The organism is Cupriavidus sp. 05N38, assembly GCF_056397345.1.
In genome coordinates this window covers 15,153-41,502 of the sequence record NZ_JBFTNF010000022.1, presented here as the reverse complement: position 1 = coordinate 41,502, position 26,350 = coordinate 15,153, and the positions used below count along the sequence as shown (strand labels likewise).

The 26,350-nt window shown below is 68.0% G+C and carries 20 protein-coding genes and 1 pseudogene; 8 read left to right on the top strand and 13 right to left on the bottom strand.

What is annotated here, in order from left to right; genetic code table 11:
- Positions 1–5: 5 nt before the first annotated feature.
- Genes AC1DK4_RS17615 through AC1DK4_RS17595 form a run of 5 tightly spaced genes read right to left on the bottom strand, consistent with a single transcriptional unit; the run spans position 6 to position 4,142 of the window.
- On the bottom strand, positions 6–998 hold the full coding sequence (locus AC1DK4_RS17615; RefSeq protein WP_477131668.1) for a sll0787 family AIR synthase-like protein: 993 nt from the start codon (positions 996–998) through the stop codon (positions 6–8).
- Entirely contained in the window at positions 995–1,540 is a 546-nt protein-coding gene (locus AC1DK4_RS17610) for an MSMEG_0567/Sll0786 family nitrogen starvation N-acetyltransferase (RefSeq protein WP_441620245.1), read from the bottom strand. Before AC1DK4_RS17610 ends, AC1DK4_RS17615 begins: the two co-directional genes overlap by 4 nt.
- Positions 1,537–2,616, bottom strand: a complete 1,080-nt coding sequence (locus AC1DK4_RS17605) for an MSMEG_0568 family radical SAM protein (RefSeq protein WP_441620243.1) — start codon at positions 2,614–2,616, stop codon at positions 1,537–1,539. Before AC1DK4_RS17605 ends, AC1DK4_RS17610 begins: the two co-directional genes overlap by 4 nt.
- Positions 2,609–3,637, bottom strand: coding sequence for a Nit6803 family nitrilase (locus tag AC1DK4_RS17600; RefSeq protein ID WP_441620241.1), 1,029 nt, complete (start codon positions 3,635–3,637; stop codon positions 2,609–2,611). Before AC1DK4_RS17600 ends, AC1DK4_RS17605 begins: the two co-directional genes overlap by 8 nt.
- 22 nt (positions 3,638–3,659) lie before the next feature.
- On the bottom strand, positions 3,660–4,142 hold the full coding sequence (locus tag AC1DK4_RS17595) for an MSMEG_0572/Sll0783 family nitrogen starvation response protein (RefSeq protein ID WP_441620239.1): 483 nt from the start codon (positions 4,140–4,142) through the stop codon (positions 3,660–3,662).
- Between the two features lie 399 nt (positions 4,143–4,541).
- On the opposite strand from AC1DK4_RS17595, the gene AC1DK4_RS17590 reads away from it, so the two are divergent.
- Positions 4,542–5,933 (top strand): aminotransferase-like domain-containing protein, encoded by a 1,392-nt coding sequence (locus AC1DK4_RS17590; protein ID WP_441620237.1) that lies wholly within the window; start codon positions 4,542–4,544, stop codon positions 5,931–5,933.
- Positions 5,934–5,995: 62 nt separating this feature from the next.
- Positions 5,996–8,371, top strand: coding sequence for a DNA polymerase II (locus tag AC1DK4_RS17585; RefSeq protein WP_477131667.1), 2,376 nt, complete (start codon positions 5,996–5,998; stop codon positions 8,369–8,371).
- A gap of 110 nt (positions 8,372–8,481) precedes the next feature.
- Here the strand turns inward: AC1DK4_RS17585 and AC1DK4_RS17580 are convergent, their stop codons facing one another.
- The 4 genes from AC1DK4_RS17580 to AC1DK4_RS17565 all read right to left on the bottom strand — a co-directional run bounded on the left by AC1DK4_RS17580 (position 8,482) and on the right by AC1DK4_RS17565 (position 13,535).
- The gene (locus AC1DK4_RS17580; RefSeq protein ID WP_441620233.1) at positions 8,482–10,044 is read right to left on the bottom strand and encodes a DHA2 family efflux MFS transporter permease subunit; all 1,563 of its coding nucleotides are present in this window, start codon (positions 10,042–10,044) and stop codon (positions 8,482–8,484) included.
- 145 nt (positions 10,045–10,189) lie between these two features.
- Entirely contained in the window at positions 10,190–11,509 is a 1,320-nt protein-coding gene (locus tag AC1DK4_RS17575; protein ID WP_477131666.1) for an EmrA/EmrK family multidrug efflux transporter periplasmic adaptor subunit, read from the bottom strand.
- A 59-nt stretch (positions 11,510–11,568) separates the two neighbouring features.
- Complete coding sequence (locus tag AC1DK4_RS17570; RefSeq protein WP_441620230.1) at positions 11,569–13,059, bottom strand: efflux transporter outer membrane subunit; 1,491 nt, start codon at positions 13,057–13,059, stop codon at positions 11,569–11,571.
- Positions 13,060–13,097: 38 nt separating this feature from the next.
- The gene (locus tag AC1DK4_RS17565; protein ID WP_441649945.1) at positions 13,098–13,535 is read right to left on the bottom strand and encodes a MarR family winged helix-turn-helix transcriptional regulator; all 438 of its coding nucleotides are present in this window, start codon (positions 13,533–13,535) and stop codon (positions 13,098–13,100) included.
- A gap of 304 nt (positions 13,536–13,839) precedes the next feature.
- On the opposite strand from AC1DK4_RS17565, the gene AC1DK4_RS17560 reads away from it, so the two are divergent.
- Positions 13,840–16,008 carry a TonB-dependent siderophore receptor gene (locus AC1DK4_RS17560; protein WP_441620226.1) on the top strand — a complete coding sequence of 723 codons (2,169 nt, stop codon included), beginning with the start codon at positions 13,840–13,842 and terminating at the stop codon, positions 16,006–16,008.
- An 83-nt stretch (positions 16,009–16,091) separates the two neighbouring features.
- Here the strand turns inward: AC1DK4_RS17560 and AC1DK4_RS17555 are convergent.
- Positions 16,092–16,640, bottom strand: a pseudogene (locus AC1DK4_RS17555) (methyl-accepting chemotaxis protein); the annotation flags it as partial.
- A gap of 260 nt (positions 16,641–16,900) precedes the next feature.
- Here AC1DK4_RS17555 and AC1DK4_RS17550 point away from each other — a divergent pair.
- From AC1DK4_RS17550 to AC1DK4_RS17530, 5 genes are all read left to right on the top strand, one after another.
- On the top strand, positions 16,901–18,250 hold the full coding sequence (locus tag AC1DK4_RS17550; RefSeq protein ID WP_441620224.1) for a hypothetical protein: 1,350 nt from the start codon (positions 16,901–16,903) through the stop codon (positions 18,248–18,250).
- A 192-nt stretch (positions 18,251–18,442) separates the two neighbouring features.
- Positions 18,443–19,243, top strand: coding sequence for an alpha/beta hydrolase family protein (locus AC1DK4_RS17545; protein WP_441620222.1), 801 nt, complete (start codon positions 18,443–18,445; stop codon positions 19,241–19,243).
- Positions 19,244–19,346: 103 nt separating this feature from the next.
- Positions 19,347–20,132: an SDR family NAD(P)-dependent oxidoreductase gene (locus AC1DK4_RS17540; protein ID WP_441620220.1), complete on the top strand. Its 786-nt coding sequence runs from the start codon at positions 19,347–19,349 to the stop codon at positions 20,130–20,132.
- A gap of 363 nt (positions 20,133–20,495) precedes the next feature.
- The gene (locus AC1DK4_RS17535) at positions 20,496–21,449 is read left to right on the top strand and encodes a 2-hydroxyacid dehydrogenase (RefSeq protein WP_441620218.1); all 954 of its coding nucleotides are present in this window, start codon (positions 20,496–20,498) and stop codon (positions 21,447–21,449) included.
- 157 nt (positions 21,450–21,606) lie between these two features.
- Positions 21,607–22,566: a Bug family tripartite tricarboxylate transporter substrate binding protein gene (locus tag AC1DK4_RS17530; protein WP_441620216.1), complete on the top strand. Its 960-nt coding sequence runs from the start codon at positions 21,607–21,609 to the stop codon at positions 22,564–22,566.
- Positions 22,567–22,612: 46 nt separating this feature from the next.
- Here AC1DK4_RS17530 and AC1DK4_RS17525 read toward each other — a convergent pair whose 3' ends face one another.
- The 3 genes from AC1DK4_RS17525 to AC1DK4_RS17515 are packed head-to-tail and all read right to left on the bottom strand — an operon-like array spanning position 22,613 to position 26,307.
- Positions 22,613–23,605 (bottom strand): FAD binding domain-containing protein, encoded by a 993-nt coding sequence (locus tag AC1DK4_RS17525; protein ID WP_441620214.1) that lies wholly within the window; start codon positions 23,603–23,605, stop codon positions 22,613–22,615.
- Position 23,606: 1 nt separating this feature from the next.
- Positions 23,607–24,083 (bottom strand): (2Fe-2S)-binding protein, encoded by a 477-nt coding sequence (locus AC1DK4_RS17520; RefSeq protein WP_441620212.1) that lies wholly within the window; start codon positions 24,081–24,083, stop codon positions 23,607–23,609.
- Positions 24,084–24,102: 19 nt separating this feature from the next.
- Entirely contained in the window at positions 24,103–26,307 is a 2,205-nt protein-coding gene (locus AC1DK4_RS17515; RefSeq protein WP_477131665.1) for a xanthine dehydrogenase family protein molybdopterin-binding subunit, read from the bottom strand.
- Positions 26,308–26,350 lie beyond the last annotated feature (43 nt).

The window sequence follows — 26,350 nt, the reverse complement described above, 5'->3', positions numbered from 1 at the left end:
ACTCCTTATGCGGTGAGCGGTTCCGCGTCGCGCGGAACGATGAAGGCGTCGCGGGCGAAGTCCCACAGCAAGGCGCGCTCGCCATGCCGCTTGACCTGCACCGTGCGCGAGGCGTCGATGGCGCCGATGTCCGCGCAGGCGATGCCGCGCGCGCCGAAGCGCGCGCTGACGGCCTGCACGTCCTGTTCGTCCACCGCCAGCAGGAAGCCATAGCTGGGGAAGGCCGTCAGCCAGCGCTGCATGTCCACGCCGGGCGGCATGGGAATGCGCGCCAGGTCGATGCTGGYGCCCACGCCGGAGCACTCCAGCAGCATCAGCGCCGTGCCGAGCGTGYCGGCCATGCTGATGTCCTTGGCGGCACCGCACAGGCCGTCCTCGGCCAGCGCGGGGAGGATCTCGAGATCGCCGCGCAGGCGTTGGGCCGGCGCCTCGGTGGAAGCGTTCCAGTAGGGATACGGCTCGACGAAGGCGCCGCGCAGGTCCACCGCCATCAGCAGGCGCTGGCCGGGACGCGCGGCGAAGCTCGACAGCAGGCGCGTGGCGCGGCCAAGGATGGCCACCGCGAGCTGGGCCTGGTCGCTGCGGGCATTGCTGTGTCCGCCGACGATCGGCACGCCATAGCGCGACGCCGCCGCGGCCATGCCCTTGAACACCTCGGCGGCGTCGGCCACGCCCTGGCTCCAGATCGCGTCGACCACGGCCAGCGGGCGCCCGCCCATGGCATAGACATCGCTGATATTGACCATGACCGCGCTGTAGCCGGCGAACCACGGCATGGTGCGGATAAAGTCGCTGACCATGCCTTCGATGGCGAACAGCAGATAGTCGTCGCCGTCGGCAATGGCGGCGCAGTCGTCGCCCACCGCCACGGCCTGTGCGAGGTCGCGCGCGCCGTTGGGCAGCGCGCTGCCCAGCGAGGAGAGCATGCCGGCGATATCGGTCTTGTGGCCGAAGCCGCGGCTGGCGCGCTGCGCCTGGACGAGTTCGTCGAGGGTCATCGTGCGGCCCTGCCTTCGGCGACGAAGCCTATGCGCGGCGTATGGCAGGGCGGATACATATTGAGGTCCGCCTGCATCAGGTGGTGCGGATGGCCCAGCAGCGTTTCCTCCGACAGCACGCTCCAGTGCAGGCGCCGGAACAGCGGCACGTTCTGGCTCTGCACGTGGGCCAGGAAGCGCTGGCAGCCCAGCGCGTTGGCACTGCTGACGGCCAGGCGGATCAGCGTGGCGCCGATCTTGCCGTGGCGGCGGAAGGCGGCGTCCACGGCCAGGCGCGAGCCGAACCACACGCCGGGCTCGCTCTCGTGGATGCGCACCGTGCCGACCACCTGGTCCGCCTGCCCGGGCCGGGACGCCACCGCTACCAGCAACTGGGCCACGTCATCGACGGCGTCGCGGTCGTCGCCGGCGAAGATGCCCTGCTCGTCGCAGAACACCGCCTGCCGCAGGCGGTAGGCCTGCTCGGCTTCCCAGGCTGCATCGGCCCAGCGCACGCGCAAGACGTCGGCGGCCGGCACTTCCACGCAGAGATCGGCTTTCATGCTGGCAATCCTTCGTAGGACGACAGCGACGAGCAGGCGCCGCACTTGCCGCAGCCGGCCTTGATGTCGGCCGAGCGCATGCCGGCCGCGCCGACCATCGCGCCCAGCGGCTGCAGCACCGACTTCATGAACTCGGGCGTKGGCGCSGGATGGTCYTCCAGCGGCGTGCCGGAGATCGGYACRAAKGGCACCACGAACGGGTAGACRCCGATGTCGAGCAGTTCGCGCGAGATCGACAGGATGGCCTCGGCGGTGTCGCCCAGGCCGGCCAGGATATAGGTGCTGACCTGGCCGCGCCCGAACACCGCTACCGCCGCCTTGAACGACTCCATGTAGCGGCTGATGGGCACCGAGGCCTTGCCCGGCATGATGCGCTCGCGCACGGCGGGCGTGACCACTTCGAGGTGCATGCCCAACGTGTCGATGCCGGCGGCGCGCATGCGGCCGAACCAGCGGTCGTCGTCGGGCGGCTCGCACTGCGCCTGGATCGGCAGGTCGACCGCGGCGCGGATGGCGAACGCGCTGTCGCACAGGATGCTGGCGCCGCGGTCCGGCGTGGGCGGCGTGCCGGTGGTCAGCACCATATGCTTGACGCCGTCGAGCAGCACGGCCGCGCGGGCCACCTCGGCCAGCTGCTCGGGGGTCTTGCGGGCGATGGTGCGCCCGGCCGCCAGCGATTGGCCGATCGAGCAGAACTTGCAGGTCTTGCGCCGGCTTTCATAGCGGATGCAGGTCTGCAGCACGGTGGTGGCCAGCACGTCGGCGCCGTGCAGCGTGGCGATGTGGGAGTAGGGGATGCCTTCCATGGTCTGCATCGCATAGAAGCGCGGCGCCTTCGGGAAGCTGATGCTGGCGATGGGGATGGTGCCGCGCGAGAGCTTCACCTCGCCCCGGGCATCCGGGGCGGAGGCCACGAACGGGGAGTCCCAGGCCGTGCTGGTATGCACCGGCACCATGATGGTCACGCCGTCGATGGTCACTGCCTTGTGGTCCGAAGGGCCCGCCCCGCCGCGGCGGCTGGCCGCGCCGGCACGGGGGTCTTCCAGGCGCATCCCGACAGATTGAAGCTCAGTCATCAACTGCCGGCTCGAGGCCGGCGTCGTCTCGCTGGAGTGCATGTTGGGTGCTCCCGTTGAAGTTGGCGAATGCGGTGCTCATGGCCGAAGCCATGGCCGAGGACGTGGCGGCCGGCCGGTCGTTGATGGCTAGGCTCAGCAGTTCGGGGCGCGCGTAGTGCCCCACCGAGTCCATCATGCGTTTGCGCTTGGTGATGAGCGACATGTCCAGGTCGGCGATCACCAGGCCTTCGCCTTCGCGCAGCGGCGTGGCGAGGTGCTGGCCTTCGGGCGAGATGATCGCGGTGTTGCAGCCGCCGCGCAGGGCCTTCTGCAGGCCCGGGTCGGTGGTCACCGAGGCAATCTGCTGCTCGGTCAGCCAGCCGGTGGCGTTGACCACGAAGCAGCCCGATTCCAGCGCGTGGTGGCGGATGGTGACCTCGATCTGCTCGGCGAAGACCGGGCCCACCAGCGAGCCGGGAAACTGGCTGCAATGGATTTCCTCGTGCTGGGTCATCAGCGCGTAGCGCGCCAGCGGGTTGTAGTGCTCCCAGCAGGCCAGCGCGCCCACGCGGCCGACGGCGGTGTCGGCGACCTTGAGACCGGCAGCGTCGCCCTGGCCCCAGATCATGCGTTCGTGGAAGGTTGGCGTGATCTTGCGGCGCTTGAGCACCAGGCGGCCATCGGCGTCGAAGATCAGCTGGGTGTTGTAGATGCTGCCGTGGTCGCGCTCGTTGACGCCGAGCACCACCACCATGCCGTGCCGGCGCGCGCGCTCGGCGACGGCGTGCGTGACCGGGCCGGGTACCACCACGGCTTGCTCGTACAGGCGCATGTGGTCGCTGCCGGACTGCACCGGCGGCCGCACGAAGGAGAAATACGGGTAATACGGCACGAAGGTCTCGGGGAAGACGATCAGTTGCACGCCTTCCAGGGCGGCCTTGTCGATCGCTTCGCAGACCTTGCCGAGCGTACCCTCGCCGTTCTCGAGGTCCGGGGAGATCTGGACCGCGGCCGCGCGCACGATGCGTTTCTGTGACATGGTGATACCCGCCTCTCTTTACTTAAACAGTCCAGGTGTCGACGATCAGTGCGTTCTCCTTGCGATGCAGGAGCCGGAGGTCGAGCACGTCGAGCGGGTTGATCGGGCGGATGCCTTCGATCAGCGAGGCTTCGCCGTGGCCGTACAGCGCTTGCAGCGCGAAGCGGCAGGCGTAGACCTTGCCGCCTTCGTCCATGAACTTGGTGAGCTGCTTGTTGAAGTTCAGGTGACCGGCGAAGGCTTCGTCGCCCAGCGTGGGGAAGCCGCGCTGCAGGCCGAGCGTGACGCCCGGGCCATACAGCAGGATCGAGGTCTCGAAGCCCTTGCGCTGCAGGCGGGTGGCCTGCAGCATGTTGACGAAGCCGATCGAGCCTTCGAAGGCCACGGTGTGGAAGGTGACCAGCGCCTTCTCGCCCCGCTCGGCTTTTACGTCCTCGAAGACCTTCTCTTCGTAGTCGACCAGGAAATCGCCCTTCTGGTGGGCCGGTTTGTTCACTGCGGGCATGTTTTGCTCCAATTCGTTGGTGGTTCAGTCGATCAAGCGATCCGTCGATCGATCGATCGGCCGGGGGGCCGACGTGGAGACTTGTGCAACCGGTATGCCATCCGCGCGGTCCAGCCATGCGATCAATCCGCGATCTGGCAGGCGCCGCCGGATTGATCGCATCGGTGATCGGCAACGCGGCGGCCGCGCAAGGTACTGCCGGCACCACTCGGGGCCGGGCGCGCGGCGCCGCAGGGATGCACCGGGTGGCGGCTTTGCGGCAATCGCGTGCGCTCAATCGGTGCAATCAGGCTCATTCGCGCACCATCATGTTGCGTATCCGGGTGCAATCAATATTGCATGGTGAATGCGATCACTTGTGCTAGCCTGAATGGCTGAATCCATATCGCGGAGTCCGTCTTGTCTGGCCTGACGAACCATTGGGAAAAGCGCATCGCGGAGAGCGCGAAGCCGGCCTATCTGATGATCCCGGAGCTGATCGAGGAGGCGCTTGCCAGCGGCCGCCTGCAGGCGCGGGACCGGTTGCCGGCCTTGCGCGACCTGGCCGACGCGCTGAAGCTCAACTACACCACCGTGGCGCGCGGCTACAACGAGGCGCGCAAGCGCGGCCTGATCGACACCAAGGCCGGCAGCGGCACCTATGTGCGCGGGCGCGCGCCGGCGCTGCCGCTGCGCGCGGGCACGGGCGCCGAGATGACGATGAACATGCCGCCGGAGCCGGCGGCGCTGGCCGCGCGGCTGCGCGAATCGATGACGCGCCTGATGGGGGCCACCGATCCCTATGCGCTGCTGCGCTACCAGGACTTCGGCGGCACGCCGGCCGACCGTGCGGTGGCGACCGGCTGGCTGCGCCGGCTGGTGCCGGCATGCAGCGCGGAGACCGTGCTGATCGCCCCCGGCATCCATAGCGCGCTGGTGGCGTTGCTGTCGCAGTTGTCGCGCCCCGGCCAGGCCATCTGCCTGGACACGCTGGCCTATCCCGGCATCAAGGCCATCGCCGCGCAACTCGGGGTGCAGCTGCTGGCCTTGCCCGGCGACGAAGAGGGGCCGCTCGCGCCGGCCTTCGAGGCGCTGTGCAAGGCGCAGAAACCCGCCGCGTTCTACTGCAATCCCACCTTGCAGAATCCGAGCACGAGGACGATCCCGCAGGGCCGGCGCGAGATCCTGGCCGATATCGCGCTGCGCTACAGCGTGCCGATCATCGAGGACGATGCCTACGGCATGCTGCCGCAGAGCGTGCCCGATGCATTCGCCACCCTGGCACCGGAGCTCACCTACTACGTGACCGGGCTGTCGAAATGCTTCGGCGCGGGCCTGCGCATCGCCTTCATCCACGGCCCCAGCGCCCGCCAGACCCAGCGGCTGGCCGGCACCTTGCGCGCCACCACGGTGATGGCCAGTCCGTTCAATACCCTGCTGGCCACGGCCTGGATCAAGGACGGCACGGTGGACGACATGCTCAAGGCGATCCGCGCCGAGAGCGTGGCGCGCCAGGCGATCGCGCAGCGGGTGCTGGCGGGCCGCCCCTTCGACGCCGATCCGAGCGGCTTTCACCTGTGGCTGCCGATTCCCGGCGAAAGCGTATGGAGCCCGTCGGAGCTGGCACTGCACTTGCGCTCCCGGAGCATTGGCGCGGTGTCCAGCGCCGCGTTCTCGACCGACGGCAATCCGCCGGAAGCCGTGCGCATCTGCCTCGGCGGGCCGAGCGACCGCGACGAAGTGGAAGAGTCGCTGCAGATCGTCGCCGAGACGCTGGACGATCCCCATCACCTGCATTCGGCCATGCTCTAGGCCGGCGGGCCGGTAGAATAGCCGGTGGCCGCAAAGGCAGGGCTTTCCAAGGCAGCAGCAGGGTGGATCAACTACATCAGGGTTTTCTTCTGACCCGGCACTGGCGCGACACCGCGGCGGGCACCGAGGTCGAGTTCTGGCTCGCGACGGACGACGGGCCGCGCCATATCCGTCTCGCCCCGCAGCAGTCCGTGGCCTTCATCCCGGCCGAGCACGGCGAGCGCGCAGCACTGGTCCTGCGCGGCGAGCGCGGCGCCGAACTGAAACCCCTGCCGCTGACCGACTTCCACCAGCGCCCGGTGCTGGGCCTGTATTGCCCGCAATACCGCCAGCTCGGCAAGCTGGAAAAGCAGCTGCGCGAATACGGCATCGATGTCTACGAAGCCGATATCCGCCCCCCCGACCGCTACCTGATGGAGCGCTTCATCAATGCGCCGGTGTGGTTCGGCGGCGAAGCCAACGCGGCCGATCCGCGCGGGCCGCTGCTCAACGCCCAGATGAAGCCCGCGCCGGCTTACCGCCCGCGCCTGAAGCTGGTTTCGCTCGATATCGAGACCACCGCCCACGGCGAGCTGTATTCGATTGCGCTCGAAGGCTGCGGCCAGCGCCAGGTCTACATGCTCGGGCCGCCCAACGGCGATGCAAGCGGCATCGACTTCGACCTCGACTACTGCGCCAGCCATGCCGACATGCTGGAGAAGCTCAACCAGTGGCTGGAACGGCACGATCCCGATGCCATCATCGGCTGGAACGTGGTGCAGTTCGACCTGCGCGTGCTGCAAAAGCATGCGGAGCGCTACCGCATACCGCTGCGCTTCGGCCGCGGCGGCGGCCTGCTGGAATGGCGCGAGCACGGCTTCAAGCAGGAGCATTTCTTTGCCTCCGCCGCCGGCCGGCTGATCATCGACGGCATCGAATCGCTGCGCTCGGCTACCTGGAACTTCCCCTCGTTCAGCCTCGAGAACGTGGCGCAGACGCTGCTCGGCGAGGGCAAGTCCATCGACAACCCATACCAGCGCATGGCCGAGATCGACCGCCGCTTTGCCGAGGACAAGCCCGCACTGGCGCGCTACAACCTGAAGGACTGCGAACTGGTCACGCGCATCTTCGCCAAGACCGAGTTGCTGCATTTCCTGCTGGAGCGCGCCGCGGTCACGGGGCTGGCCGCGGACCGCAGCGGCGGCTCGGTGGCGGCATTCTGCCACCTGTACATGCCGCTGATGCACCGGCAGGGCTATGTCGCGCCGAACCTGGGGGACGTGCCGGAGGCGGCCAGCCCCGGTGGTTTTGTCATGGACTCGCGGCCGGGGCTCTATGACTCGGTGGTGGTGCTGGACTACAAGAGCCTGTATCCGTCCATCATCCGCACCTTCCTGATCGATCCCGTAGGGCTGGTGGAAGGCATGCTGCATCCCGATGATGCCGATTCGGTGCCGGGCTTCCGCGGCGGGCGCTTCTCGCGCAGCAAGCACAGCCTGCCGGCCATCGTCAGCCAGATCTGGCAGGAGCGCGAAGCGGCCAAGCGCCAGCGCAACCAGCCGCTGTCGCAGGCGCTCAAGATCATCATGAAYGCSTTCTACGGCGTGCTGGGCWCSAGCGYCTGYCGCTTCTTCGACCCGCGCCTGGCCTCGTCGATCACCATGCGCGGCCACGAGATCATGCACCGCACGCGCGAGCTGATCGAGGCCAGGGGCTATGAGGTCATCTACGGCGATACCGACTCCACCTTCGTCTGGCTGAAGCACCCGCACTCGGAGCAGGATGCCCGCCGGCTCGGGCTCGCGCTGGTGGAATACGTGAACCAATGGTGGCGCGATCACCTGCGGCAGTCCTATGGACTGGAAAGCGCGCTGGAGCTGGAGTTCGATACCCACTACCTGCGTTTCCTGATGCCCACCGTGCGCGGCGCGGAGCAAGGCAGCAAGAAGCGCTATGCGGGGCTCGTCGCCGGCGCGGATGGCAAAGACGAAATGGTCTTCAAGGGCCTGGAAACCGTGCGCACCGACTGGACGCCGCTGGCCCAGCAGTTCCAGCAGGAGCTATACCAGCGCGTGTTCAAGAAGCAACCCTTTCGCGAGTACGTGCGGGACTACGTGGCGCGCACGCTCGGCGGCGAGTTCGACGATCTGCTGGTCTACCGCAAGCGCCTGCGGCGCCCGCTGGAGGAGTACCAGCGCAACGTGCCGCCGCACGTGCGCGCCGCGCGCATCGCCGACGAATTCAATCAGCGCGAGGGGCGCCCGCTGCAATACCAGAACGGCGGCTGGATCAGCTACGTGATGACCACCACGGGGCCCGAGCCGCTGGAAACGCGGCGCGGCGCGCTCGACTACGCGCACTACCTGGAGCGCCAGCTGCAGCCGGTGGCGGATGCCATCCTGCCGTTCCTGGAAGAGGATTTCTCCAGGCTGGTGACGGGGCAACGGGATTTGTTCTGACGTTCTGACGAGGGGTTGCGCAGGGAAAGCGGGAAAGCGGGAACGCCTCCCGGCGGGAGGCGCAAGCTTGCTGGCCACGGCGCGACCGCGCCGTGGCGCGCTCGGGTGCTTCAGTGCGCGGCAGCCGCCGCTTCCGACACCGCGCCCTTCACCGGCTTGGTCAGCCAGATCAGCGGCACGATCAGCACGAAGATCACGCCCGAGATCCAGAAGATGTCGTTCAGGCCGAGCATGATCGCTTGCGTGTTGAGGCTGCGCTCGAAGTAGGCCACCGCCTGCGCCGGGCTGAAATGCAGCGTGGCCTGGATCGATTCGAGCGCGGCGTTGTAGAGCGGGTTGGTCGGGCTGGCCTGCTCGGCAAGCTGGCTGTGGTGCAGGATGCTGCGGCTGTTCCATGCGGTGCTGGCAATCGACGTGCCTGCCGCGCCGGCAAACACGCGGGCGAAGTTGGACAGGCCTGCCGCGGCGGGAATCTTCTCCGGGGCCAGCCCCGAGAGGATGATCGCGGTCAGTGGCACGAAGAACAGCCCGGTCGGTATGCCTTGCAGCAAGGTCGGCAGGACCAGCGTCCAGGTATCCACGCCAGTGGTGTATTGCGAACGCATGAAGAACACCCCGGCAAAGCCAAGGAATGCCATGGTGCCCAGCACGCGCAGGTCGATCTTGGGCAAGAGCTTGCCGAGCACGGGCGTGAGCAGCACGGCGAAGATACCGAGCGGCGCGGTCACCATGCCGGCGTTCACGGCCGGATAGTTCAGGTATTGCTGCATCCATTGCGGCAGCAGCACCAGGTTGGCGAAGAACAGGGCGTAGGCCACCGAGATGGCGACCGTGCCGCCGAGGAAGTTGCGGCCCTTGAACAGGCGCAGGTCGATGATGGGGTTCTTCTCGGTCAGCTCCCAGATCACGAAGAAGGCGAAGCCAAGCGCCGCCACCACGGCCAGGATGACGATCACCGGCGAGCTGAACCAGTCCAGGTCCTTGCCCTTGTCGAGCATGATCTGCAGCGCGGCCACCCACACGATCAGCGAGCCCAGGCCGACCACGTCGATGGGCAGCTTGCGCGGGGGGGTCTCGCGCTCGCGGTAGATGGCCCATGTCACGGCGGCTGCGAACAGGCCGACCGGGATGTTGATGTAGAAGATCCACGACCACGAGTAGCTGTCCGTCATCCAGCCGCCCAGCGCGGGGCCGGCGATCGGGCCCACGGTGGCGGTCATGGCCCACAGCGCGAGCGCGGTCGCGCTCTTTTCCTTCGGATACGAGCCGAGCAGGATGGCCTGCGAGAGCGGGATCAGCGGACCGGCCACGGCGCCCTGGAGAATACGCGCGGCCAGCAGCACAGGCAGGTTGGGGGCGATGCCGCACAGCCACGACGACAGCACGAACAACAGGATGGCGCCGACGAACAGGCGGATCTGGCCGATGCGCTGCGTCAGCCAGCCGGTCAGCGGAATCGACACCGCGTTGGCGGCGGCGAACAGCGTGATGACCCAGGTGCCCTCGTCGATCGAGACGCCCAGGTTGCCGGAGATGGTCGGGATGGCCACGTTGGCGATCGACGAATCGAGCACGTTCATGAAGGTGGCCAGCGCCACGGCGAAGGTTGCCAGCGCGAGCTTGCCGCCGGTGAGCGGCGGTGGCGGGGCGAGTGGTCGGGATTGGGCTTGCATGGTGCGCTCCGGCGAGGTTTCGCTTGTTTGGTCGCGTATTCAGGTCGCTTGGGATGCCGGCCGGGGAGGGCCGCGGGAAGGGTCGCTGTCCCGCGCCCTGCCGGCATCGCCTGATAAGTCAGATATTTGGACGAAAAAGAACGCTTCAGGCGCCCGCGCCTTGCTTTCCCGCGCGCGCTGCCTGCACCGGTGCGCTGGCCTGCGGCTTGGGCGCTTGCGCGGCCCGGGCGACCTGCGCGCCCTGGCCCTGGCTATTGCTGTTGTGCGCGACGATGCGTGCGATCTCGTCGTCGGCTTCCGCGCCGTAGCGCTCGAACACATTGGTCTTGTAGGTGGTGCGGTAGGCGTTGGCGGCGTCGGCCACCGGCGCCAGGTGCGAGCCGCCGGCGTTGCGCGTGTTCACGTCCACCTGCATCGACAGGCCGATCTGCAGGGGGTGCRCGCGCAGCTCAGCCGCATCGAGCTGGACGCGTACCGGCAGGCGCTGCACGACCTTGATCCAGTTGCCGGTGGCGTTCTGCGCGGGCAGGGCGGAGAACGCGCTGCCGGTGCCGGCGGAGAAGCCCACCACGCGGCCGTGATAGGTCACGCTGCTGCCGTAGAGATCGGCATGCAGCTCCACCGGCTGCCCGATGCGGATGTTCTTGAGCTGCACTTCCTTGAAGTTGGCGTCGATCCACACGCCGTCCAGCGGCACGATGGCCATCAGCGGGTTGCCCGGGGCCACGCGCTGGCCGACCTGCACCGAGCGGCGCGCCACGTAGCCGGTCACGGGCGCCGGCAGGCTGTTGCGGGCATTGGCGAGGTAGGCGTCGCGCACCTTGGCGGCGGCGGCCTGCACGCTGGGGTGGTCGGGCACGGTGGCCTGGTCGGTCAGCGCGTGGTTCGATGCCAGTTGCTGGCGCGCAGTCTCGAGCGCGGCCTCGGCGGTCTTGACGGCATCGCGGGCGTGCGCCACGTCTTCGGCGGCGACGGCGCCGGTCTCGCTGACTTCGGTGCGGCGGCGCAGGTCGTCGCGGGCGCGCGCCAGGTCGGCCTGGCGCTGGGCGATGGTGGCTTCGAGCACGCTGTTGTTGACATAGAGCGCGCTGACCTGGCGCACGGTCTGCCCGAGCATGGCTTCGGCATTGGCCAGCGCCACCCTGGCATCGGCCGCGTCGAGGTTCACCAGCGGCTCGCCCGCCTTGACGATCTGCGTGTCGTCGGCGTTGACCGCGATCACCGTGCCGGTCACCTGCGGCGTGATCTGCACCAGGTTGCCGTTGACGTAGGCGTCGTCGGTGTCTTCATGGAAACGGGCTTCGGTGTAGTAGTACGTGCCCCAGCCGGCGGCGGCCAGCGCGGTGACCAGGCCCAGCAGGGCGAGGGCGCGCTTGCGCTTGCCTGGTGCCGGGCTGGCGGCCTGCGCAACGGCTTGCGGGTTGTTCGGTTGAGCAGCTTGTTCGGTTTGGTTCTGGGTAGTCATGGCAGTACCTGTATGCGGGAAACTGGCGATTGGCGGTTAGCGTTATTGCGATGGCTGGCTCAGCGGATCAGGGCCGCCTGCTTGATGGAATCCGAGGTGTCGGTGTAGCCGCCGCCGAGCGCCGCGGCCAGCGCGATCTGGCGGTCGCGGCGGGTCATGCGCAGGTTGGCGACTGCCTGGGCACTGGCCAGCGCGTTGGTCTGGGCGTTCAGTACGGTCAGTTGCGTGGTCAGGCCGGCCTTGTACTGGGCCATGGCCAGGGTCAGCGCGCGGCGGGCGGCTTCGTCGCTGCGCACGGCGCCCGCGATCTGTACGTCGATGGCGCGGATGTCCGACAGCTGCGTGGCCACGTCGGACAGCGCGTTGATCAGCGTCTCGTTGTAGTTGGCGACAGCGAAGTCGAACTCCGCATAGCGGCCCTTGAGCTGGGCGCGCAGCGCGCCGCCGTCGAAGATCGGCAGGTGGATGGCCGGGCCGGCCGAAGCGGTGCGGCTGGCGGCGCGCAGGAAGTGGCCGAAGCCGAAGGCGTCCAGGCCGATGGCGGCCGACAGGTTGATGTCGGGGTAGAACTCGGCCTTGGCCACCTTCACGTCATGCGTGGTGGCGTCCACGCGCCAGCGCGCGGCCACGATGTCCGGGCGGCGCGAGACCAGGTCGGCGGGCAGGTTGTCGGGCAGGCGCACTTCCTCGCCGGTGCCCAGGCTGGGGCGGGCGATGGCCAGGCCGCGGTCCGGGCCCTTGCCGAGCAGCGCGCCGAGCTGGTAGCGGGTGCGCTGGATATTGCCTTCGAGCGCGGAGACGGCGACTTCGCTGGTGGCCAGGTTGGCTTCGGCGGTGCGCTTCTCCACTTCGGTTTCCAGGCCCATCGTCACGCGGCCGCTGGTCACGCGCAGCACGGCGGCGCGCTGGGTGACTTCGTCGCGGGCAATATCGGCCAGCGCATAGAGGCGGGCCAGCTCGTTGTAGGCGCGCGCGATAGCCGAGCTGAGCGTCAGCTTGACCTGCTCGGATTCGGCCTCGGTGGCATGTACGGCGGAGACCGACGACTTCAGCGCTTCGCGGTTCTTGCCCCACAGGTCCAGCTCGAACGTGGCGCCCAGCATGGCCTTGTTTTCCGATTGCCAGGAGCCGGCGAAGGGGGGCGGCGTCATGGCGTTTTCCGAGAAGCGCTGGCGGGTCCACGAATATCCGGCGCCCACCTGCGGCAGCGTATTGGCGTTGGCGCCTTCGCTGGCCGCCACGGCGGCGGCCAGGCGGGCCCTGGCCTTCTCGAGCGACGGGCTGCCTTCCAGCGCTTCGGCCACCAGGGCCTTGAGCTGCGCGTCGCCGAACTGGTCGGCCCAGTCGGCCGACGGCCAGCGGCCTTGCTCGGCAGGGATGCTCTGGGTGCTGGCGTAGGCCTTGGTATCGGCGATCTGCTTGTCGCTATGAATGCCCGCGTAGTTGGCGCACCCGGCAAGAACGGCCACCATCAGCGCGGAGAGGGCAAGGCCGGCGGGGCGAACGAAGCGGCTGACGCTGCGAGCCGGCTGCATCTTCTGATTGTTCATTTTCTGACCTATCAGTTAATTAAGCGAAAAAAAAAGGTTCAGGCGCTCGCGAATTTCACAAGCAGCCGGCTGAATTCGGCGAATTCATCCGGGGAAAAGGCGGTGAGCCGTGCATTGAGCACTTGCGGCGCGATTTCGGAAACCTGCTCGGTGATCGCGCGACCCTTGTCGGTCAGCACCAGGTTGACCACGCGACGGTCGCTCACGCTGCGGCTGCGTTTCAGCAGGCCCTCGTTCTCCAGCTTGTCCAGCATGCGCGTCATCAGGCCGGTGTCCACGCCGAGCCGCTTGCACAGTTCGAACGGGGTGGACGCACTGCCGCGGAGCATCGACAGCAGGATGCCCATGTGCTGGCTGCTGATGCCCAGTTCCTTCAGCGCTGCATCCAGTTCTTCCATCAGGCTGTTGCGGGCACGATTGAGGAAGAACCCGACGCTGTAGGTCAGCGGGAAGTTTTCCTTCGAGTAGTGGTCCACGATGTGCTCCTCGTCTTGGTTGATGCAACAGTAGCTGACAGGTCAGATAAATACAAGCGGAATTTGTGGAAAGTCAGCGAATACCGGTGGCGGGCTCGCCGGGACGACCATTTTATGCCTGTTACGCCACTCTGATGGTGGCTTGCCTGCACCTGTCTGCTTCGTATTCACCGCGCCTGTTGCGATAGCCAGCAATTTTGGGCATTATCCGAGACCTCTAAAACGAAATGCAAATCAATCGCATTTGCGTTTGCGTTGTATCCAATTGTTCACTTCGCTTGTTCACTTCGCTTTCCAGGACCCAATGACCGTTCACCTCGGCCCCGCTGCGCGCCGGAACCCTGCTGCGCCTCAAGCCCGCCAACTTGCCTCACTGGCCAGGATGGCGGTCCTGTTCGGATTCCCGCTCTGTGGCGCGGCGCTGGCGCAGCAGGCCGCGCCAGCCACCGAGCAGGCACTACCCGCCGTGACCGTCAGCGCGGGCGCCATGGCGGACGCCGGCCAGCAGCTCGAGAAGAAGGTTGGCAGCGGCGCGCTGGGTAACCGCGCGCAGATCGATACGCCGTACTCCACCACCATCGTCAGCGGCGAAGACCTGGCCGACCGCCAGGTCACCAAGCTTGGCGACGTGTTCGCCGTGGATGCGTCGGTCTCCGACAACAGCAACGCCAACAATAGCTGGGCCAGCTACCTGACCGTGCGCGGGCTGCAGCTCGACTGGCAGAACGGCTACAAGATCAACGGCATGCCGTATGTGGGATACGGCATCACGCTGCCATACGAGCAACTGGAGCAGGTCGAACTGCTCAAGGGTTTGTCCGGCTTCATGTACGGCTTCGCCAATCCGGGCGGCACGGTCAACTACGTGACCAAGCGCCCGACCGACACCTTCACCGGCAGCCTGGAGCTGGGCTACCGCAGCGCCCACGTCTGGACCGAGCACCTGGACCTCGGCGGGCGTGCGGGGCCGGACCAGATGTTCGGCTACCGCCTGAATGTCACGCACGAGGAGGGCAAGCCATCCAACGCGGTCGGCCTCAAGCGCGATTCCGTCTCGCTGGGGCTGGATGCCCGCCTGACGCGGGACCTGACCTGGACCTTCGACGGCATCTACCAGGACCGCCGCACCTTCGGCCAGACGCCGACCTTCGCCACGTATTCGTACACCGGCACTTCGCTGCCGGGCGTGGTGAGCGGCCGCGGCGGCCTGTTCGCCGGCCCGGACCAGCACCTGTTCACCAACCTGCAGCTGTACAGCACCGGCTTGCGCTACAACATCAACCCGGACTGGACCGTCAGCACCAGCTACAGCTTCAGCAAGGTCTCGCGCAGCCGCAACGAGACCTCCTTCGTGCTCGCCAACGTGAACGGCGACTACGAGGACTTCCGCTACGACGGCACGCAGGGGCATCAGTTCAGCCAGTGGACGACCATGGTCGAGGGCAAGTTCGCCACCGGTCCGTTGCGCCACCAGCTGGTGGCAGGCACGGCGTGGCAGGAGCAGATCGACCGCTACAGCACCGGCTCTGACGTGTACTTCTCGCTCGGCTCCGGCAACCTGGCGCTGCCCAACACGCGTACCTACTACTCGCAGGGTGGCTTCAGCCAGTACCGCGCCAGCGATATCTCGCAAATGGCGCTGTTCGTGAGCGACACCATCGAGCTGACCGAGAAATGGTCCGTGCTCGGCGGCGTGCGCTACACCAACTACGAGCAGAACGGCTATGCGCGCGGCGGGGCCACCACCTCGAGCTACAGCAAGAACGGTGTTGTCACGCCGACCGTCGCCCTGATGTACAAGCCGCTGCGGAGCACCACGCTGTACGCCAGCTACGTGGAGTCGCTCGAAGGCGGCACCACCGTGGACACCATCTACGCCAACGCCGGCGCGCAGCTCAAGCCGATCCGCAGCAAGCAGTACGAACTGGGCGCCAAGACCGACCAGGGCAGCTGGACCGGCACCGCCGCGCTGTTCCGCATCGAACGCGGCGCGCAGTACGCCAACAGCGACAACGTGTTCGTGCAGGACGGCTTGTCGATCTACCAGGGCGCGGAGCTGGCCAGCGCCGCGCGCGTGGGGCAGTTCGAACTGGGCGGCAGCGCCATGTACCTGGATAGCTGGTACGCGCGCGGCGCCGATTTCAACGGCAACCGCGTGGCCGGGGCGCCGAACTTCGTGCTGGCGGCGCGGCTGGCGTACTACGTGCCGTTCGTGCCGGGCCTGCGCGTGGGCATCGACGGCAAGTACACCGGCACCACCAAGCTGCGCCCGGCCGGCGACATCACGCTGGCCGGCTATACCGTGTTCAACCTCGGTGCCAGCTACGTCACCCGCGTGGCCGGCAAGGAGCTGACCTTGCGCGCGGCCGTCAACAACCTGACCAACAAGCGCTACTGGGGCTTCCAGTACGCCGACTACATCCAGCCGGCGGATCCGCGCAGTGTCAGCGTGAGCGCCAGGCTGGCGTTCTGACCCGCATCGGAAGCGGGCTGGCCGCCACGCGCAGGCGTCCAGCCGGCTGAACCACCGATGCCGGCCGGCCCTGGGGCAGGCAACTAGGCGACCTGGAAGCGCCCGGCCGCCTGTATCAGGCCGCGGGCCTGGTCCTGCAGCGAGCCGGCCGCCGCGGCCGCTTGCTCGACCAGGGCAGCGTTTTGCTGCGTCACGTGGTCCATCTGGCTCACGGCCTCGTTGATCTGTTCGATGCCGGCCGCCTGCTCGTGCGTGGCGGCGGTGACTTCGGCCATGATGTCGGTCACGCGCCTGACGCTGTCGACCACATCGTCCATGGTGCGGCCCGTCTGCGCCAACAGGTCGTTGCCGATCGCCACCTTCGAGGCCGAGTCGTCGATCAGCACCTTGATTTCCTTGGCGGCGGAGCCCGAGCGCTGGGCCAGGCTGCGTACCTCTTCGGCCACCACCGCGAAGCCCCGGCCTTGCTCGCCGGCGCGGGCTGCCTCGACCGCGGCGTTCAACGCCAGGATGTTGGTCTGGAAGGCGATGCCTTCGATCACGCCGATGATCTCCACGATCTTGCCCGACGATTCGCTGATGGTGCCCATGGTATCCACCACACGGGATACCAGCGAGCTGCCGCGCCCCGCCTACCTTATCGGATCATCGGTAGCGCCACTTCCCCCCCGCTGAAGTGGGGTTCAGCCGCGGTGCATGCGGCCGTGCGATGACGGCCGGGAAGGGGGCCGGGCCGGGTTTGCCTGCCGTGCTGCCTGGCTCCGCGGCTCCGTTCGGTGGCGCACGGAACCTGACCATGCCAGCCAACAGACTTCCCGCTGGAGGCCGGCACCGGGCATCCCCCGTCCGGTCGTGAGTTCCCGCTCGCGATGTCATCCAGGAGAGACGCGCCATGCCAGCTTCCTCGTCCGTTCTACGTCGCGTCGTACCAGCGATGCTTGTGTGGCTGGGCTTCGCGGGCGGCGCGCAGGCCTACGAGATGGACTTCCACTACGGCCTGACCTACTGGCTGGCGGGGCAGGCAGGCTTTGACGGCGGCGACAGCCGCCTGATCGCAGCCGGAGACGAGCGAAGCGATACGGGCATGCTCGATGCGGTCCATGCGATGCTCTACTCGCTGTGCGTGCGTCACGACCAGACGGCCAGCGCGCTGACCCGCGAACTGCACTTCCGCTCCCAGCACCCGCCGCCGGCCGAGCCGGCAAACCGGGTGGTCGATGCCAGGCAGCCATTCGCCGCGATCGCGGTCGAAGCCGTCACCGGCGAGCATGGCAGCGAGGCCGGCGACCGGCTCACGCGCCTGGGACAGGCGCTGCACGGCTGGCAGGACAGCTTCTCGCACGGCGGCGAGCCCTCGACAGGGCCGTGCGACAGGCTGCTGATGTGGGCGCATCCGGCTGCCAAGGGCGGCGCGCTCTCCCACGACGCCGACCTCACATACAAGTACCCGGACCAGTGCCGTAGCGCTGCCCGCGCTACCTTCGAGCGTCTGCTGGCATACCGCCGCGCACAGCGCCTGCCGAAGGGCAAAGCCACCTGGGACCGGCTGGAACCGCGGGTCGACGTGTTCTGCCATGCCGCGACCAAGGCCGACAAGGCCGGGTGGCTGAAGGGCGAGGGCGTGCCGGATCCGGATGCCATCGTGCGCGGCCTGTCCTTGAACGATGGTGGCGAGCCGCAGGAAGGTCCCGCCTTTTACCGCGGCGCCCGCGTCCCGCTGGCCGAACCGCGCGCGGTCACGCAGCTCGACGCCTCGGTCAATGCGCTGGCCGAGCAAGCCGCGCGCCAGGCCCGCGCGGAGGTGGACAAGGACGAAGCGCAATGGGTCGAGCGCTTCATGCAAGCCTGGCTGACCACCTCGGTGGCGGAGCTGGGGCCGGTGCTCTCGCCGTTCTTTGGTGCCGGCGCCAAGATGAGCGCCGAAAGCCCCCCGATCCGCGCGCTCGCGCGGCTGCGCCTGCGCGATCGCGGGCTGGCGAACGATCCCGGCTTGAAGCGCCAGGCCGATGGCGGCGGAAGTCCGGTGTACGTCACTGCATCACCGGCAGACTGGCGCAGCCTGCTTGTCAGGCCACGCAGCGGCGAGCAGGCGATATTCGTCGCCCACGCCGCGGGCCGCGATTCTCCGCTGGTGGCGATCGCCGTCCTCGAGCATGCACCCTACGATGTGCTGATGCTCTGGGCCGCGCGCGACGGCGCTTCGCTGATCGTCAAGCAGCTGGAGGTGTTCCCGACGCACTGAGGGAATCCGTTTGCCTGCGGTGTGTCGCCAGGGGACAGACCGGAGAATGACCTGCGAAAGGCCGGCGTTGCGCCAGGGCAGGGCGGCGTACCCTGCCGGATGGACAAGCACGTGGTTTCGGGCAATGCTTGCGCTCGTTGTCCGCAGCCTCGGGATGCTGCCGGACCGGACGCTGATGAAACGGAATTTCCCATGCCGAAGCTAGCCACTGCCCTCCTTGCCGCGCTTCTCCTGTTCCTTTCCGGCCAGCCGGCACAGGCCGCCACCTGCACCCCCGACATCACCGAGCTGCACGTCAGCGGCGCGTCCCAGTGCCTGGTGATGCGCCGGTTCGGCTCCGATGCGCCGGAAGTGATGGTGATCTGGCTGCACGGGGACCTTTCCACGGGCGGGCCGGCCAACTACCAGTTCGCTGCCGCCGAGGCGGCAACGAAGGAACTCGGTGGCAACGTGGCGTCCATCGCCCTGGTGCGTCCGGGCTATCCGGACGGCAGCGGGAATGAGTCGACCGTCGCGTTCAGCCATAGCGGGCGCGCCGATCATTACACGCGGGAGAACGTCACCGAGGTCGGCACGGCGATCGAGCGTCTGCGCGAGCGGTTCAGGCCCCGGCTCGTGCTGGTGGTCGGCCACTCGGGCGGCGCTGCGACTGCCGCGATCCTGCTCGGGCTGAAGCCCAGGCTGATGGACGGCGCGGTGCTGGTTTCATGCCCCTGCGACACCGTGGCCTGGCGCAGCGGACGCCGCGCATGGAGCCGCAGCGAGAACCCGATGGCCTGGGCGGGCAAGGTTGACGCCGGCGCGAAGGTCGTCGCGCTGACCGGCGCCAGGGACGACAACACAGCGCCGGACCTCGCCCGCAGCTACATCGATGCGCTCGCGCAGCGCGGGATCAACGCTTCGTTCCGGCTCCTGCCGGACGACACCCACAACAGCGCGTTCCGCTCGCCCGAGGTCCTCAGGGCGCTGCAGGGCATGATCGCGGCCAGCTAGCCTGGCGATGCGAGGCTGCTTGCCGGGCAGGCCGCGGCCGCACGCCGGATAGCAAGCCCGGGTAGGATGTGGGCGGTCTCAACGGCAACAATGGAATGCAACGATGGAACTCAACCTGAAGGACAAGCTCGTCGTCGTGACGGGCGGCAGCAAAGGGATCGGACTGGCGTGCGCGCGGGCATTCGCCGGTGAAGGGGCGCGCGTCGTCATCGTCTCCAGGGATGCGGCCAATGTCGAGCGCGCGCTGGCCGGGCTCGCGCAGGAGGGCATCCAGGCCCATGGCTACGCCGCCAACCTGTCGGCGTACGAGGACGCCACGCGCGTGGTCTCGGAGATCGAAGGCGCGCATGGCCCGGTCGACGTGCTGATCAACAGCGCCGGCGCGGCGAAGCGCTACGAGCCGGAGGCGCTCGACGGCAACGCCTTGCGGGCCGGCATGGAAGACAAATACTTCCCGGTCGCCAACGCGCAGGAGGCGGTGCTGGCCCATATGCGGCCGCGCGGCAGCGGCGTGATCGTCAACATCATCGGTTCCGGCGGCAAGATGCCGACGTCCACCCATATCTCCGGCGGCGCGGCGAACGCTGCCTTGATGTTGTCCACGGTCGGCCATGCGGCGCACTACGCCGCGCTGGGCATCCGGATCAACGCGATCAACCCGGGCTACACCCTGACCGGGCGAGTCGAGCAATCGCTGGCGCTGGAAGCCAAGCGGCTGGATATCAGCCGGGACGAAGCGTTTGCCCGCGGATCTGCGGAGGTGCCGCTGGGCCGCTATGGCCGTCCGGAGGAAGTCGCCGATGCCGCGTTGTTCCTGGCCAGCGACCGCGCCAGCTACATCGTCGGCGCGATCCTGTCGGTCAACGGCGGCCGCAATCCGGTCATCTGAGCCTGTGCCAGCGAGCCCGCCCGGCTGTGCCGCGGCGGGCGGTTCCGGGGGTTTGAACGCGCTTCTCCATGGGGAGGGCGGGGTTGGCGTCACGAAAGGAGGTAATTCCGCCTCATGTTATATGACATCACATAATAACGAGCCAGATTTGGGTCGAGCCTCCGGTGGAACCGATTTCAGCTCTCAGGTGGATGGTGCGTAATATTTCAGTTTGATTCCCCCGTGAATTTCAAAATTAAAGGCCTGTATAGCCACTTTAAACGCCGATAGTTGGTAGCGATTCAATAGATCTTGACTGTCTTCATCCACTGCACTAGCCTTCATGTCATAAGACAACTGATGACGATAACGACGAGACACCGCATGAAGGCCAACATCCTGCAGTTGAATCCGATCCTGATTCCCGAGATCAATGACAAGCTGGGCACGCTCTACACCGTGCACCGGCTGTTCGAGCAGGGCGACAAGGACGCCTACCTGCGCGAACACGGCGCCTCGATCCGCGCGGTCATCACCGGCGGCCACACCGGCATCGGCAGGGCGATGATGGAGCAGTTGCCTGCGCTCGAGGTGGTGGCGGTCAACGGCGTCGGCACCGATGCGGTGGACCTGGCATATGCCCGCGCGCGCGGCCTCCCGGTGACAGGCACCTTCGGCGCGCTGACCGAGGACGTCGCCGATCTCGCCGTCGGGCTGCTGATCGCCACCTGCCGGGGCATATGCCCGGGCGACCGGTTCATCCGCAACGGCGACTGGGTGCGCAATCCACAGCCGAGCGCGATTCCGCTGGCGCGCCGCGTCAGCGGCATGCGCGTCGGCATCGTCGGCATGGGCCGGGTGGGCCGCGCCATCGCCACCCGCCTGGCGGCGTTCGGCTGCCCCATCGCCTACACCGACCTCAAGGCGATGGCGGATGTGCCCTACACCTTCGTGCCGGACCTCGTGCAATTGGCCGCGAAGAGTGACGCGCTGGTGCTCGCCGCCGCCGCGGACAAGGCCGAGGGCATCGTCGACGCGGCGGTGCTCGACGCGCTGGGCACGGGCGGCTACCTGATCAACATCGCACGCGGCCGGCTGGTCAAGGAAGACGACCTCGTCGCGGCGCTGACGTCCGGGCGCATCGCCGGTGCCGGCCTGGATGTGTTCGTCGACGAACCGAACGTGCCCGAAGCGCTGCTGGGGCTGGACAACGTCACGCTCCAGGCGCATCGCGCCAGCGCCACGCACCAGACGCGCACGGCCATGGGAGAGATGGTCCTGGCCAGCATCGCGCAGGCGCTCGCCGGCCAGCGGCCGGAGTTCAGCCTGACTACCTGACCGGCCGACGCCCCGGCAAAAACCGGCACGGTCGGCAAAACAGGTAAAGCAGCCATAACAGGCAAAATCGAGAGAACAGGAAACACCGGCAACGCCGGCAACATCGGCAATATCGGCAATATCGGCAAGATCAAAAAACAGATATCAGGAGACAGTAATGCGAATCACCCATCTGGCGGCGGCCGCCGTCACCATGCTTGCGGCCGGCCTGGCCGGCGCGCAATCTTATCCGTCGAAACCGATCACCATCGTGATCGGCTCCAGCCCCGGCAGCACCACGGACGGCCTGGCCCGCGCCATGGGCGCCCAGATCACCAAGGAGACGGGGCAGGCGGTGGTGGTCGACAGCCGTCCCGGCGCGTTCGGGGGCATCGCGGCCCAGCTGGTCGCGCGCTCGGCTCCGGACGGCTACACGCTGTTCATGACCACCAACACCACGCAGGCCGCGAACCCGCACCTGGTCAAGAATCTTCCCTACAACCCCATCAAGGATTTCGCGCCGATCGGCCAGGTAGTGCAGGGCTACATGCTGATGGTCGTGAACCCCGGCGTGAAGGCCAGGACCGTGCCTGAGTTCATCGCGCTGGCGAAGAAGGAGCCCGGCAAGATGACGTTCGGCTCGGGGTCGTCGTCGGCGCGCGTCGCCACCGAGCAGTTCGAGCACATGACGGGGACGAAGCTGACCTATGTCCCGTACAAGGCCAATCCGCCCGCCGTGATCGATCTCGTGGCGGGACAGACCGACGTGATGATCGTCGACCTGACCACCAGCCTGCCGCAGGTCAAGGCCGGCAAGCTGCGCGCGCTCGGCGTCAGCAGCCCGCACCGCTCGCAGCTGCTGCCCAACGTGCCCACCATCGCCGAACAGGGCGTGGCCGGCTATGACTTCGGCTACTGGAATGCGCTCTACGCGCCCGCAGGCACGCCGGCGCCGGTCATCAACCGCCTCAACGAGCTGATGCGCAAGGCCATGGCCACCGAATCGATCCGTCACTACGTGGCGGACAACGGCATGGAGGTCAAGGTGTCCTCGCCGGAGGAGCTCGCGAAGTTCCAGCTCGCGGAGCTGGAGCGCTGGGGCAAGATCATCAAGGTCGCCGGTATCGAGCCAGAATAAGGCGCGCTCCGTGCGGCATGCGGCTGGACGGCGCGCCTCGCGTCGCTCAGGGCACCGCCGCCGCGTTCCTGAGCGCGCGCTCCACGGCCCGGATGGCGATCAGGCGCTTGGTGGCATCGGCGCTCTGTGGCGCAAGCGTCAGCATGGCCGCCGAGAGGGCGTCGTGGAAGCCCGCGGCGTCGAGCCGCTTGCCGGCGATGGCCGCCTCCACCGTGGTGAGCCGCCATGGCCGGTGGGCTACCCCGCCCAGGGCTATCCTTGCCTGCGTGATCTTCTGGTTCTGGAGCGCCACGGCGGCCGCCACGCAGACCAGCGCCGACTGGTAGGCTGCGCGGTCGCGCACCTTGAGGTAGATGCTGCGTCTGGCCAGCGCGCTGCGCGGAACGACGATTCTCATCAGCAGCTCTCCCGGCTTCATGTTGTTGTCGCGCTGGGGCGTGGTGCCGGGCAGGCGGAGAAAATCCGCCGCCGCCAGCGTGCGCTCGCCGCTCGCGCCGCGCAGCACGACCTGCGCGTCCAGCGCGGCCAGGGCGACCGCCAGGTCGGACGGGTGAGTGGCGATGCATTGGCTGCTGCGGCCGAACAGCGCGAACGCGCGGGTGGCGCCCGCGGCGAGCGCGGCGCAGCCGCTGCCGGGTGTGCGCTTGTTGCAGGCCGCATCGACGGCACCGTTGCGGAAGTAGACGCAGCGCGTACGCTGCAGCAGGTTGCCGCCCAGCGTGCCGGCGTTGCGGGTCTGCGGCGAGCCGCTTTGTTCCAGCGCCATGGCGATCGCCGGGCACTCGCGCACCACGTCGGCGTGGGCTGCCACGTCGCTCATGCGCGTCAGCGCGCCAAGCACCAGATCGGTGGCGGTGAGCTCGATCTGGCCGAGCTCGGCAATGCCGCTCAGATCGACCAGCGTGCCGGGTGCGCAGACGCCTTCGCGCATCAGGTTCAGCAACTCCACRCCGCCGGCGATGCACATGGCGTCGCCCGCCGCGATCGCCGTCAGGGCGTCCGCGACGCTGGTGGCGCGTACCCACGCGAACGCGCGCACGTCAGGTCCCGCCGTCGCGGGCGTAGGCCAGTACCGCCGCCACGATATTCGGATAGGCGCCGCAGCGGCACAGGTTGCCGCACATCCAGGTGCGCACTTCGTCTTCGGTGCCGGCATGGCCTTCGGTTACACAGGCCAGCGCCGACATGACCTGGCCGGCGGTGCAGTAGCCGCACTGGAAGGCATCCTGCTTGACGAACGCGCGCTGCAGGGCGTGCAGCTTCGTCGCCGATGGCGCCACGCCCTCGATGGTCTTGACGGCATGCCCGTCCGCCATCACCGCCAGCATCAGGCAGCCGAGCACGCGCCGTCCGTCCACATGCACGGTGCAACTGCCGCACTCGCCACGGTTGCAGCCTACCTTGGTGCCGTACAGCCCCAGGGTATCGCGCAGCGTGTCGGCGAGGGTGGCGCGGGTATCGACGCTGAGCTCGTGCGGAGCGCCGTTGACAGTCAGGTGGATCGTGGCGATAGCCATGGCGTGCCTCTCCAGCGCTTCAGTTCAGCAGGTCGTCGATGCGGATCGGCAGGCGGCGCACGCGCACGCCGGTGGCATGGTAGACCGCGTTGGCGATACCCGCGRCCAGGCCGACGATGCCCAGCTCGCCCACGCCCTTGCTGCCCAGCGGATTTGCCTTGTCGTCCACCTCCTTGACCAGCAGCACGTCGATCTGCGGCACGTCGGCGCAGGTGGGAAGCAGGTAAGACAACAGGCTGGCATTGACAAAGCCGCCCGCAACCGAATCGGCCGGCGAGTCTTCCAGCAGCGCCATGCCGATGCCGCCGACGATGCCACCGGCCAGCTGGCTCCTGACCAGCATCGGATTGACTACCTGCCCGACGCCGAACGCGCTGACGACCCGGCTCACGCGCGGCACCGGCAGCCCGGGGTCCACCACGACCTCGACGAAATGCGCACCGAAGGACAGCATCGGCCCCGGCGGCGTAGCCGGTGGCGCGGCATTCGCGGCGGCCTCCAGCGTGGCCCCGCCACTGGCCGCGATGATGGCTTCGAGCGCGACGCCGCTCTGGGGCGTGGCCTTCAGGAACGCGCGGCCGTCGGCTGTGTCCATGTCGGCCGGGGCTGCGCCTGACAACACGGTGCCCGCTTGCGCAGAGGCGGCGGCCAGCAGCTTGCCCTGCAGGTCACGGCTGGCCGCCAGCACGGCTGACCCGACGCTGGCCAGCGTGCGCGATCCGCCCGAGACGGTGGTCTTCGGTAGCACCGTATCGCCGATCTCCACGCGCACGCGCGCCAGCGCCACGCCCACGCCGTCGGCCGCGATCTGCGCCAGCGCGGTGCAGATGCCGCCGCCCATCTCGTGCGTGCCGCTCTTGACCGTGACCGTGCCGGTGCCATCGATGCCCACGCTGGCGGAGGCGGCCGAACGGTTGACCGGATAGGCGGCGCTCGCCATGCCCCAGCCGATGCGCTGCCCCTGCGCATCGTGCATCGATCCCGGCGCGCTGGTGCGTGCCGACCAGCCGAAGCGCTGCGCGGCCATCTCATAGCATTGGCGCAGGCTGTTCGAGGTCCATGCCGCGCCCGAGACCGGGTCGGTGCTGGCGAAATTCTTCACCCGCAGCGCCACGGGGTCGATGCCAACCGCCACCGCGAGTTCGTCCATGGCCGACTCCAGCGCAAAGAAGCCGGTCGCTTCGCCGGGGGCGCGCATGGTGGTGGGCGTGGGCAGATCCAGCCGGACCAGCGCGCGGCTGACCTGGCCGGTGGGGCAGCGGTAGATCATGCGCGTGCGCGAAGTGGCCGGCTCGACAAAGTCGTCGTTCATCGAGGTGGTGGTCTTGGCGGCATGCGTGAGCGCCTTCAGCGTGCCGTCGCTGGCCGCCTGCAAGGTCAGGTGCTGCTCGGTATGGGGGCGGTGCCCGACCATCGAGAACATCTGGTTGCGCGAGAGCGCCAGCACCACCGGCTTGCCTACCATCTTCGCGGCAACGGCGGCCAGCAGCACATGCGGCCATGTGAGCCGCTTCGAGCCGAACGAGCCGCCGACGAATTTCGATTGCACGCGGACCTTGGCCACCGGCATGCCGAAACAGGCCGCCACCATGGCCTGCACGCCGCGTATCCACTGCGAGCCATCGTGCAGCGTCAGCGCGGCTCCGTTCCATGCGGCAACCACGGCGGGGCGCTCCATCGGGTTGTGGTGCTCGAAGGGCGTGACATAGGTCTGGTCGATGGTCACGTCGGCCGCGGCGGGGGCAGGGCCGTTGTCCGGCACATCGGCAGCCCAGCGGAAGTTGTGCAGCGGCGAGGCCGCGGGCCGGGCCACCGGCTGCGCGGCCGGCTCGAGCACTGCCGCCTTCGGCGTGTAGCGCACCTGCAGGCAGTCCGCCGCGTATTCGGCGGCCTCGCGGCTGGTGGCGACGACTACCGCAATGGCCTGGCCCAGGTGGTCGACACGGTCATCCTGCAGCGGCAGGCGGTGCTGCCCGGCGGAGTCGGGGAACGGGTCGGCCGCATGGAGCGCGAGGCAGTTCGACGAGGTGATGACTTCCAGCACGCCAGGCACCGCGCGCGCGGTGGTTTCGTCGATCGACAGGACACGCCCCTTGGCAATGGCACTGGCGCGGATGACGGCATGCACGGCATCGGCCGGCGCGGTATCCGCGGCGTATTTCGCATGCCCGGTAACCTTGGCGTGGCCATCGATGCGCGGTACTGATTTGCCGACTGACTTCATTGGCTAACCTCCCACATCCGGAAAGGACTCTAGTACATGAACC